Source organism: Citrobacter sp. CK180, from assembly GCF_030333655.1.
In the GTDB taxonomy this organism is placed as follows: domain Bacteria; phylum Pseudomonadota; class Gammaproteobacteria; order Enterobacterales; family Enterobacteriaceae; genus Citrobacter_B; species Citrobacter_B koseri.
In genome coordinates this window covers 1-11,769 of record NZ_JAOWFM010000028.1, presented here as the reverse complement: position 1 = coordinate 11,769, position 11,769 = coordinate 1, and the positions used below count along the sequence as shown (strand labels likewise).

The 11,769-nt window shown below is 49.5% G+C and carries 9 protein-coding genes and 1 pseudogene; 8 read left to right on the top strand and 2 right to left on the bottom strand.

Annotated features, from left to right (window positions below; genetic code table 11):
• Nucleotides 1–67: 67 nt before the first annotated feature.
• On the bottom strand, nt 68–799 hold the full coding sequence (gene mlrA, locus OGV50_RS02140) for an HTH-type transcriptional regulator MlrA (protein WP_012131645.1): 732 nt from the start codon (nt 797–799) through the stop codon (nt 68–70).
• Between the two features lie 222 nt (nt 800–1,021).
• Between mlrA and OGV50_RS02135 the strand changes: the two genes are divergently transcribed.
• From OGV50_RS02135 to OGV50_RS02125, 3 genes are read left to right on the top strand one after another with little or no spacing between them, the layout of a single operon-like run.
• Nucleotides 1,022–2,707, top strand: coding sequence for a sensor histidine kinase (locus OGV50_RS02135; RefSeq protein ID WP_012131646.1), 1,686 nt, complete (start codon nt 1,022–1,024; stop codon nt 2,705–2,707).
• A complete protein-coding gene (gene btsR, locus OGV50_RS02130) occupies nt 2,704–3,423 on the top strand; it encodes a two-component system response regulator BtsR (RefSeq protein WP_012131647.1) in 720 nt (239 codons plus the stop codon). The genes OGV50_RS02135 and btsR overlap by 4 nt, the downstream gene beginning before the upstream one ends.
• 46 nt (nt 3,424–3,469) lie before the next feature.
• Nucleotides 3,470–3,940, top strand: a complete 471-nt coding sequence (locus tag OGV50_RS02125) for a YehS family protein (protein ID WP_012131648.1) — start codon at nt 3,470–3,472, stop codon at nt 3,938–3,940.
• Between the two features lie 141 nt (nt 3,941–4,081).
• Here OGV50_RS02125 and metG read toward each other — a convergent pair whose 3' ends face one another.
• On the bottom strand, nt 4,082–6,115 hold the full coding sequence (gene metG / locus OGV50_RS02120) for a methionine--tRNA ligase (RefSeq protein ID WP_101744021.1): 2,034 nt from the start codon (nt 6,113–6,115) through the stop codon (nt 4,082–4,084).
• A 165-nt stretch (nt 6,116–6,280) separates the two neighbouring features.
• Between metG and apbC the strand changes: the two genes are divergently transcribed.
• The 5 genes and pseudogenes from apbC to OGV50_RS02095 all read left to right on the top strand — a co-directional run.
• Complete coding sequence (gene apbC, locus OGV50_RS02115; protein ID WP_012131650.1) at nt 6,281–7,390, top strand: iron-sulfur cluster carrier protein ApbC; 1,110 nt, start codon at nt 6,281–6,283, stop codon at nt 7,388–7,390.
• A gap of 274 nt (nt 7,391–7,664) precedes the next feature.
• Nucleotides 7,665–7,946, top strand: coding sequence for a YehE family protein (locus OGV50_RS02110; RefSeq protein ID WP_112001919.1), 282 nt, complete (start codon nt 7,665–7,667; stop codon nt 7,944–7,946).
• Between the two features lie 278 nt (nt 7,947–8,224).
• The gene (gene yehD / locus OGV50_RS02105; protein WP_112001920.1) at nt 8,225–8,758 is read left to right on the top strand and encodes a fimbrial protein YehD; all 534 of its coding nucleotides are present in this window, start codon (nt 8,225–8,227) and stop codon (nt 8,756–8,758) included.
• A gap of 64 nt (nt 8,759–8,822) precedes the next feature.
• Nucleotides 8,823–9,503, top strand: a complete 681-nt coding sequence (locus tag OGV50_RS02100) for a fimbrial assembly chaperone (protein WP_110494039.1) — start codon at nt 8,823–8,825, stop codon at nt 9,501–9,503.
• A gap of 14 nt (nt 9,504–9,517) precedes the next feature.
• A pseudogene (locus OGV50_RS02095) lies at nt 9,518–11,704 on the top strand (fimbrial biogenesis outer membrane usher protein); the annotation flags it as partial.
• Nucleotides 11,705–11,769 lie beyond the last annotated feature (65 nt).

The following is an 11,769-nucleotide window of genomic DNA, read 5'->3' as shown; positions in this document are numbered from 1 at the left end:
CGTTTGTTAATGAATCATTAAATGCGCAGAATGTCTGATCACGCATTGGTGCTGCCATCCGGTAAGGCTACAGGCCCAGCGGGTAAATATCGTGCCCCTGCGCGCGCCAGGCATTGAGTTGCTGCTGCTGCGCGGGCGTCTGCGTCTCGCCGCACCAGATAAGCAGCGTCCTGCCGTCAAACAGCTCCGGGCGAAGCTGGTTCAGCGAGTGAGCCAGCACATCGACGCGCCATCCTTGCTGGCTGGCGACCCAGCCTTCCAGCCACAGCCGGGTGGTATCGTGAATATTCCAGCCGACCACCAGCGCGTCTTTCCCCTGTTTTTTGCGCGCGGAGGCAAGACAAATCGCAATGTAATTGATCAAGATGCCGTCAAGGATGCCGAGCAGCGCCTGGAGAGTGGGTTGCTGGCACTGTAAGCGTCGTCGCAGAGGAGTAAACAGGTGCGTGGTGAGCGTCTGGGCGGGGTAATCCTGCCCACGTTCTTTAATCCATAGCCTGAGGCTATGCAGATTGTTGCTTTGCAAATAGTGCAGCAGCGTCTCCTGCTGTTCGCGCCAGCCGTTTTGCACATCGATGTTATCGTTGCTGAGCAGCACCTTGACCTTACTGACCTGCACGCCGTTATCAATCCAGCGTTTAATCTCCCGAATCCTGTCGATATCGGCGTCATTAAACAGGCGGTGCCCCCCGTCTGTTCGCTGGGGCTTTAATAATCCGTAACGCCTCTGCCACGCGCGTAACGTGACAGGGTTGATATCACAAAGCAAAGCCACTTCACCTATTGTGTAAAGCGCCATCGTTTCACCCTTGCTCGCGAGGTCCCAGTTTTACTTTAGACGCTCTTTTACGAACCAGGTAGTTTTGTCTGTTTTTTAATCAGGTCGCGGGTGAGATTGTGGCCTGACGTGCGCTTTTGAGTGATCGTTCTCACGAATTCATGTTTTTTTGCAACAGTTCAAAGAAAGATAAGCGCAGCCAATGTATGTTACGCGTTTTTAAGAGATGTGTGGTTTGCGGGTATGTACGAGTTTAATCTGGTGTTGCTGCTGCTTCAGCAGATGTGCGTGTTTCTGGTCATTGCGTGGTTAATGAGTAAAACACGTTTATTCATCCCGTTAATGCAGGTTACCGTTCGCCTGCCGCATAAATTTCTCTGTTATATCGTCTTCTCTATTTTCTGCATTATGGGCACCTGGTTTGGGTTGCACATCGAAGATTCCATTGCCAATACCCGTGCGATTGGTGCCGTGATGGGCGGCTTGCTGGGCGGGCCTGTGGTCGGCGGCCTGGTCGGACTCACCGGCGGTTTACACCGTTATTCGATGGGCGGGATGACGGCGCTGAGCTGCATGATCTCCACCATTGTCGAAGGGTTGTTAGGCGGTCTGGTGCATAGCGTGCTGATCCGTCGCGGGCGCACCGATAAAGTCTTCAGCCCGTTAACGGCCGGGGCGATTACCTTCGTCGCTGAACTGGTGCAAATGCTGATCATTTTGTTGATCGCCCGACCTTTTGAAGATGCGTTGCATCTGGTAAGCAGTATTGCCGCGCCCATGATGGTGACTAACACCGTCGGAGCGGCGCTGTTTATGCGCATTTTGCTCGACAAACGTGCGATGTTTGAAAAATACACTTCGGCGTTTTCCGCCACCGCGCTGAAAGTAGCGGCCTCCACGGAGGGTATCCTTCGTCAGGGCTTTAACGAAGTGAACAGCATGAAGGTGGCCCAGGTGTTGTATCAGGAACTGGACATCGGCGCAGTAGCGATCACCGATCGCGATAAACTGCTGGCGTTTACCGGCATTGGCGACGATCACCACCTGCCGGGGAAACCTATTTCATCAAGCTACACGCTGAAAGCGATTGAGACCGGTGAGGTGGTGTATGCCGATGGTAACGAAGTGCCTTACCGCTGCTCGTTGCATCCGCAGTGCAAATTAGGCTCAACGCTGGTGATTCCGCTGCGCGGCGAAAACCAACGCGTGATGGGCACCATCAAACTGTATGAAGCCAAAAACCGGCTCTTTAGCTCCATCAACCGAACGCTGGGCGAGGGGATTGCGCAACTGCTGTCGGCGCAGATTCTGGCCGGGCAGTATGAACGCCAGAAAGCGCTGCTCACACAGTCGGAAATTAAACTTTTGCATGCGCAGGTGAATCCTCATTTCCTGTTTAACGCGCTTAACACCATTAAAGCGGTGGTGCGCCGCGACAGCGAACAGGCCAGCCAACTGGTGCAGTATCTCTCGACCTTCTTTCGCAAGAACTTAAAGCGCCCCTCGGAGATTGTGACCCTTGCCGATGAAATTGAGCATGTGAATGCCTATTTGCAAATTGAGAAGGCGCGCTTCCAGGCGCGGTTGCAGGTGAATTTAAACGTGCCGGAGGAACTTTCGCACCAGCAACTGCCTGCGTTCACTCTGCAACCGATTGTGGAAAACGCCATTAAGCACGGCACGTCGCAACTGCTTGGCACTGGCGAAGTCTCCATTACGGCCAGACAGGATGGGCAGCACCTGATGCTGGACATTGAGGATAACGCCGGATTGTACCAGCCCACGACCAATGCCAGCGGCCTGGGGATGAACCTGGTGGATAAACGGCTGCGCGAACGCTTTGGCGATGATTACGGCATCAACGTGGCCTGCGAACCCGATCTCTTTACCCGGATAACCTTACGACTTCCCCTGGAGGAAAACGCATGATTAAAGTGCTGATTGTGGATGATGAGCCGTTAGCGCGGGAAAATCTGCGGATTCTGTTACAGGAACAAAGTGATATTGAGATTGTGGGTGAGTGCTCGAATGCGGTAGAGGCGATTGGCGCGGTGCATAAGCTGCACCCGGACGTGCTGTTTCTCGACATCCAGATGCCGCGCATCAGCGGGCTGGAAATGGTCGGGATGCTCGATCCAGAACATCGACCGTACATTGTTTTTCTGACCGCTTTTGACGAATACGCCATTAAAGCGTTTGAAGAGCACGCTTTTGACTATCTGCTTAAGCCCATTGAAGAGAAGCGGCTGGAGAAAACGTTGGCGCGTCTGCGACAGGAACGAAACATGCAGGACGTTTCGGTGCTGCCGGAAAATCAACAAGCGTTGAAATTCATTCCCTGCACCGGACACAGCCGTATTTATCTGTTGCAAATGGATGACGTGGCGTTTGTCAGCAGCCGGATGAGCGGCGTGTACGTAACCAGCAGCGAGGGGAAGGAAGGGTTTACCGAATTGACGCTGCGAACGCTGGAGAGCCGCACACCGTTATTGCGCTGCCATCGTCAGTATCTGGTGAATATGGCGCAGTTGCAGGAAATTCGTCTGGAGGATAATGGTCAGGCCGAGCTGATTTTGCGCAACGGTTTAACGGTTCCTGTCAGCCGTCGCTACCTGAAAAGTTTAAAAGAGGCGATTGGGCTGTAAAAGACTGCTAAAATGATTTTTTGCCTCATTAACACCCGAAGGCCCCATGCTGAGTAACGATATTCTGCGTAGCGTGCGCTACATCCTGAAAGCAAACAATAACGATCTGGTGCGCATTCTGGCGCTGGGTAATGCCGAAGCCACTGCGGAACAGATTGCTGTCTGGTTGCGTAAAGAAGAGGAAGAGGGCTTTCAACGTTGCCCGGATATCATCCTCTCTGCTTTCCTGAATGGGCTGATTTACGAAAAGCGTGGTAAAGATGAGTCCGCGCCAGCGCTGGAGCCGGAGCGCCGCGTTAACAATAATATTGTGCTGAAAAAGCTGCGTATCGCGTTCTCGCTGAAAACCGACGATATCCTTGCGATTCTGACGGAGCAAAAATTCCGCGTCTCGATGCCGGAAATCACGGCGATGATGCGCGCCCCGGAGCATAAAAACTTCCGCGAGTGCGGCGATCAGTTCTTGCGCTATTTCCTGCGCGGGCTGGCGGCGCGTCAGCACGAGAAGAAAGCGTAATAAGATAAGCGGTAGGCCGGATAAGGTGTTTGCACCGTCATCCGGCGTTTGCGCCTGATGGTGCTTCGCTTACCAGACCTACGGCGTGGTTCGCTGGCGTTCTGGAATAAAAAAGCCGGAGAATGTCTCCGGCTTTTTTGTTTATTTCACCTGCTGGCCTGGCTTCGCACCGTCATCCGGGCTTAACAGGAAGATATCTTTCCCGCCAGGACCGGCGGCCATCACCATCCCTTCAGAGATGCCGAAGCGCATTTTACGCGGGGCCAGGTTGGCGACCATCACCGTATGGCGACCAATCAGCGCCTGCGGGTCAGGGTACGCGGAACGGATGCCGGAGAAGACGTTGCGCTTTTCGCCGCCCAGATCCAGCGTCAGACGCAGCAGTTTGTCAGAACCCTCAACGAACTCAGCGTTTTCAATCAGCGCCACGCGCAGATCGACCTTAGCGAAATCGTCAAAGGTAATGGTTTCCTGAATCGGGTCGTCTGCCAGCGGGCCGGTAACTGGCGCCGCCGCCGCTTTCACCTCTTCTTTCGAGGCTTCAACCAGCGCATCAACCTGTTTCATGTCGATGCGGTTATACAGCGCTTTGAAGGCGTTAACCTTGTGGCCTAGCAGCGGTTGCGCGATTGCATCCCAGTTCAACTCGGTGTTCAGGAACGCTTCCACACGTTCGCTCAGCGTTGGCAGAACCGGCTTCAGGTACGTCATCAGCACGCGGAACAGGTTGATGCCCATCGAGCAGATCGCTTGCAGGTCGGCATCGCGGCCTTCCTGTTTCGCGACAACCCACGGCGCCTGTTCATCAACATAGCGGTTAGCCATGTCCGCCAGCGCCATAATTTCACGGATCGCTTTACCGAATTCGCGGCTTTCCCACGCTTCGCCGATGACCGCTGCTGCGTCGGTGAAGGTTTTGTACAGCGCGGGATCGGCCAGTTCAGCAGCCAGTACGCCATCGAAACGCTTGTTGATAAAGCCCGCGTTACGGGAAGCCAGGTTGACGACTTTGTTGACGATATCCGCGTTGACGCGCTGCACGAAGTCTTCCAGATTCAGGTCGATGTCATCGATGCGGGAAGAGAGCTTCGCCGTGTAGTAATAGCGCAGGCTGTCGGCGTCAAAATGGTTCAGCCAGGTGCTGGCCTTAATAAAGGTGCCGCGCGATTTAGACATCTTCGCGCCGTTCACCGTTACATAGCCGTGAACGAACAGGTTGGTCGGTTTGCGGAAACCGCTGCCTTCCAGCATGGCCGGCCAGAACAGGCTGTGGAAGTAAACGATATCCTTACCGATGAAATGGTACAGCTCGGCGTCAGAATCTTTCTTCCAGTAGTCGTCAAAGCTGGTCAGATCGCCGCGCTTGTTGCACAGATTCTTGAATGAACCCATGTAGCCGATCGGCGCATCTAGCCAGACGTAGAAAAATTTGCCCGGCGCATTCGGGATTTCAAAACCGAAGTATGGCGCGTCACGGGAGATATCCCACTGTTGCAGGCCGGATTCAAACCACTCCTGCATTTTGTTCGCCACCTGCTCCTGCAACGCGCCGCTGCGGGTCCACGCCTGCAACATTTCGCTGAAAGAGGGCAGGTCAAAGAAGAAGTGCTCAGAGTCGCGCATCACCGGCGTAGCGCCGGAAACCACGGATTTCGGCTCGATAAGCTCGGTCGGGCTATAGGTCGCGCCGCACACTTCGCAGTTATCGCCGTACTGATCTGGAGACTTACATTTCGGGCAGGTGCCTTTTACAAAACGATCCGGCAGGAACATGCCTTTTTCTGGATCGTAGAGCTGAGAGATGGTGCGGTTCTTAATGAAACCGTTCTCTTTCAGGCGGGTGTAAATCAGCTCGGACAGCTCGCGGTTCTCTTCGCTGTGCGTTGAGTGGTAGTTGTCATAGCTGATGTTAAAGCCTGCGAAATCAGTCTGATGCTCCTGACTCATTTCACCAATCATCTGCTCTGGCGTAATACCCAACTGCTGTGCTTTCAGCATGATAGGGGTGCCGTGTGCGTCGTCCGCGCAGATGAAGTTGACCTGGTGGCCGCGCATTCGCTGGTAACGGACCCAGACATCAGCCTGGATGTGCTCCAGCATATGGCCGAGGTGGATGGAGCCGTTGGCGTACGGCAGCGCGCACGTTACCAGAATTTTCTTCGCGACTTGAGTCATAGTAGGTATTACTTCTTCTCTAGTAAAAGGGGGTTCTGATGTTACCTGAAAGGGAATAACTACGCCAAGTGATAAGGGCATTAATCCATAAATGAATAATTATTACCGCAGGAGTAAACTAGAAAGTTACAATTGTACTTTTCATAACGATAAAAAGGAGTCGGGATGAACGCACAATCCCAGGCTAAATCACCAGAGACCCTGCGCGCGATGGTCGCCGGGACGCTGGCGAATTTTCAGCACCCAACCCTGAAGCATAACCTGACGACGTTGAAAGCGTTGCACCATGTCGCCTGGCTGGATGACACGCTGCACGTTGAGCTGGTCATGCCGTTTGTCTGGCACAGCGCGTTTGAGGTGTTAAAAGAGCAATGCAGCGCCGATTTACTGCGGATTACGGGCGCGAAAGCCATTGACTGGAAGCTGTCGCATAACATCGCGACGCTGAAGCGCGTTAAAAATCAGCCTGGCATTAACGGCGTGAAGAACATTATCGCCGTCAGTTCCGGTAAAGGCGGCGTGGGAAAATCGTCTACCGCTGTTAACCTGGCGTTAGCGCTGGCGGCGGAAGGGGCGAAAGTCGGTATTCTGGATGCTGATATCTACGGCCCGTCTATCCCGACCATGCTGGGGGCTGAGAATCAGCGCCCAACTTCGCCGGACGGCACCCATATGGCGCCGATTATGTCTCACGGTCTGGCGACCAACTCCATCGGCTATCTGGTGACGGATGACAATGCGATGGTATGGCGCGGCCCGATGGCCAGCAAAGCGCTGATGCAGATGTTGCAGGAAACGTTGTGGCCGGATCTGGATTATCTGGTACTGGATATGCCGCCGGGAACCGGTGACATTCAATTGACGCTGGCGCAGAACATTCCGGTGACAGGCGCGGTTGTCGTTACCACGCCGCAGGACATCGCGCTTATTGATGCCAAAAAAGGCATTGTGATGTTCGAGAAGGTCGAAGTACCGGTGCTCGGGATTGTTGAAAACATGAGTATGCATATCTGTAGCAACTGCGGTCACCATGAGCCAATTTTTGGCACCGGCGGCGCACAGAAACTGGCCGAGCAGTACCGTACTCAACTGCTGGGGCAGATGCCGTTGCATATCAGCCTGCGTGAAGATCTCGATCGCGGAACGCCGACGGTAATCAGCCGTCCCGACAGTGAGTTTACCGCGATATACCGCGAACTGGCAGGGCGCGTTGCGGCGCAACTGTACTGGCAGGGTGAGGTTATTCCCGGAGAAATAGCTTTCCGCGCGGTTTAATTTCGCCTGAACCGTCAGGATGACGGCTATTCACCGCATCAGAAATATATTGATGCGGTGAATATATTAATGAAATAATCATCACGCTATTATTTATTTTCCCTTCATTAATTGGGCGCTTTTCTTAAAAAATCGCCAAATACATCATTTGAATTGATCATAGCTATCTTATTAATTTATTATCTCGATTGGTCTTACGCTGAACCAGCGAGCATAATTTCCTATGAAGATAAACTGTGCTGCGCTCTCTTTTACGACAGGATTAACGCTAAACATGAAGAATCCTTTGCTGATGGGAATTATAGTTCTGGCTTATGGAATGAGTTCTCCTGTTTTTGCCTCTGATACCGCGACGCTCACGATTAGCGGAAGCGTCACGACCCCCACCTGTCACGCTGACGTTGTGGATACTCAGTTGCAACAGCGTTGCGGTAATAACACCTATCTGACAAACGCAGGAGAAACGGCCTCAATGCCGGTCAGAGGCGTTGTAACGGAAGTTATCACTCTGCCTGGAGGCTCTGCTCGCCAGATAGTCTTAAACCGCTACGACTAAAATAACGTGAATACGAGAAAGCCCACATTATTTTCATGAATGATGTGGGCTTTTTTATTTATATTTTGAATGTATTTAATGATAAATCACGATTATTAATAAATTCTAAAAATGATAATTAGTACAACTTATTTGTTGTAATTATATTGCATTCTGTAAATTGTTTTAAATCAACAAAACAACACGTTTACATTGCGATAACGTTTTGTGTGTGAGAATTTAGTTTCAAGAGTTAATCCCTCTTAACAAATAGAAATTCATTTATTAAGGAAGATACTATGAAACGTTCAATTATTGCTGCCTCCGTATTGTCTGCTATTTTTATGAGTGCCGGGGTTTTTGCGGCGGATGCAGATTATGGCGAACTGATTATTACGGGTAAAGTTGTTGGCACAACATGTAAATTTGTTGGTGATGCAACTGCAAAGATTGATATGAACCAGGTGGGGGTGGACCGTTTAAATATACTGAATGCTGGCGGCGTTTATGATGGATATTCTAACTCCACTATCACGCCGTTGAAAGTTGAGTGTACGGGTGATAATGCACCTCGTATTACCTTCTCCCGTTCACAGTTTGATAGTTCACATACCTCTGTTACACGGAATACTGCATCAAACAATGGCGCTGGTTTCTCTGTCTATTATGACGGGAATAAGGTTAATGCAGATAATGGTATTTCCCTGGATAAAAGTGATGATGGGAAATATGAGCTTAGCTTCTCAGCGCGTTATGCTAATCTGGCTGGACAAAATAATGTAACTGCGGGTGAGGTGAGCTCCTCTTTGACGCTGACGGTAGTAACTGATTAACACACCCTTTTAGTCGGCGGCGTTTTGTCGCCGCCGATTTCTCTGATAATAAGGTGAGTTAACCATGAGAAAGATAATGGTATTATTATTGGCTGGTGCTGTAATGCCTGCGTGGGCAGGTATTTATATTTACGGCACACGGATTATTTATCCAGCCCAGAAAAAAGAAATTACTGTACAGTTAATGAATGAAGGTACGCGTAGCGCGTTGGTGCAGTCATGGATTGATGATGGCGATACCAGTTTGCCACCTGAAAAAATTCAGGTGCCATTTGTTCTGTCACCGCCAGTCGCCCGAGTGATTGCGGGTTCTGGCCAACAACTGAAGATTAAATTACTTGAAAATAGATTGCCGGGTGATCGTGAAAGTCTGTTCTTTCTCAATGTGTTGGATATCCCGCCAAATTCAGCAGAAACGGAAGGGAAAAATGTAATCAAATTTGCGATGCAAAACCGTGTGAAGTTTATCTACCGTCCACAAGGAATTTCTTCTGTAGATAAAAATAGCTTTTCTCGTCTGCGGATTAGTAAATCATACAACGGCATAAACATCAAAAATAATTCAGCAAACTGGATTACCATCCCTGAAATTGTTGGAAAAACTAAAATTAATAAAGAAACTTATGTGCTTGCACCCTGGTCAGATAAATTAGTAAGCACTTCTGTTGGCGTTAATCATTATACTGTCACACTTATTGATGATCATGGTAATTATTTGAGTGAGAAAGTAAAAACGGATAGATAGCCCAAGGATTGGTTATGTTAAAGATAAACTCCATTACGTTAGCGATCCTTTCTGTGCTGGTGATATCCCCGGTATGGGGAGAAACCGAAACATTTGACACACACTTTATGTTTGGCGGATTAAAAGGTGAAAAGGTTTCCCGTTATCAGATCGACGGAGATAAACCGATGCCGGGCCTTTATGATATGGATGTTTATCTTAACAATCAGTGGCGTGGCCGTTACGAATTAAATATCCAGGATGACCCTGATGATACTTGCTTGTCTATAGCTCAGTTGCATCAGATTGGTATTAAGTCCGATGGTCTTCAAGTGGATAAGAAAGTTGATTGTGTATCGCTACGAGCCGCAGTTCAGGGGGGGGATATTAGCTATGATATCAGTCAGTTTGCTCTAAATTTGACGGTGCCTCATGCCTACGTGAATGAATACGAGCCGGGTTATATGTTACCTGAAACCTGGGATCGGGGCATTAATGCTCTATACATGTCTTATTATGCCAGTCAGTATTACAGTAATTATAAAAGTGGTGGTAATGATGAAAACAGCTACGTAAGTCTGAACAGTGGGCTAAATCTGTTTGGCTGGCAGTTACATTCGAATGCAAACTTCACGAAAAGTAATGATGACAGCGGAGAATGGAAAAATAATACATTGTATATGGAACGTGGCATCCCTGAAATATTAGGAACGCTACGTGCCGGGGATATGTATACCGGAACCGATCTGTTTGACTCTGTACGTTTCACCGGGATACGTATCTGGCGCGATATGCAAATGCTGCCCAATTCGAAACAAAACTTTACACCCATTGTTCGTGGTATTGCACAAAGTCATGCTTTAGTAACCATTGAACAGAATGGCTTTATTGTCTATCAAAAAGAGGTTCCGCCTGGCCCATTTGCGATTGCCGATCTACAGCTTGCTGGAGGTGGTGCCGATTTGGATGTCAGTGTAAAAGAAGCTGATGGTTCAGTTTCCCATTATCTTGTGCCTTATTCATCTGTACCTAATATGCTACAGTCTGGCGTATCAAAATACGATATTGCGGCAGGGCGTAGCCATATAGAAGGCGCGACAAAGCAGACGGATTTTTTGCAAGCCAATTATCAGTATGGATTAAATAATCTACTGACATTATATGGTGGCACTATGCTGTCTGACCATTACCAGGCCTTTACATTAGGCACAGGGTGGAATACACATATTGGTGCTGTTTCTGTGGATGCCACTCAGTCTCATAGTAAACAGGATAATGGTGATGTTTTTAATGGTCAAAGTTATCAGATAGCGTGGAATAAATATGTTTCACAAACAGGTACGCAGTTCGCGTTAGCAGCCTATCGTTATTCTTCACGTGATTACCGTTCATTTAATGATCATGTCTGGGCGAATAATAAAAACAGCTATCATCGGGATAACAATGATGTGTATGACATCACTGATTATTACCAAAATGATTTTGGTCGTAAGAATAGTTTTTCTGTCAATATAAACCAGGGGTTACCAGAGGGATGGGGGAACCTGGCACTGAGCGGATTATGGCGTGATTATTGGGGACGCAATGGCAGCGGAAAGGATTATCAGTTGAGTTATTCTAATGACTGGCGGCGTATTAGTTATACCTTGTCTGCGAGTCAGAGTTATGATGAGGATAATCGGGAGGATAAGCGTCTTAATATTTATATTTCCATCCCATTCTCCTGGGGCGATGGCGTCACGGCAACGAAACGCGATATCTTTGTTTCAAACTCAACGACGTTTGATAACGAAGGCTATCAGTCGAATAATACCAGCCTAAGCGGCATTGCGGGTGGTCGAGATCAATTTAGCTATGGCGCGAATCTTGCGCATCAGCGGCAAAATAATGAAACAAGCGCAGGTGGAAACCTGACGTGGCGAGCACCGGTTGCGACGGTAGGTGCCAGCTATAGCCAGTCTAATAAATACCGGCAGGCTGGTGGGAATATCCAGGGGGGAATTGTCGCCTGGTCTGATGGCATACATTTAACCAACCGCCTCTCAGATACACTTGCCATTATTAAAGCGCCTGGGTTAGAAGGGGCAGCAGTGCAAGGTCACCGTTATCTGACCACGGACAAGAATGGGTATGCCATATATGACAGTCTGACGCCATATCGTGAAAACTTTTTAACGTTGGATCTTTCCCATACCTACAGTGATGTCGGTGATGCTGCCAACTTACTGATTTAGTGTATGATGGTGTTTTTGAGGTGCTCCAGTGGCTTCTGTTTCTATCAGCTGTC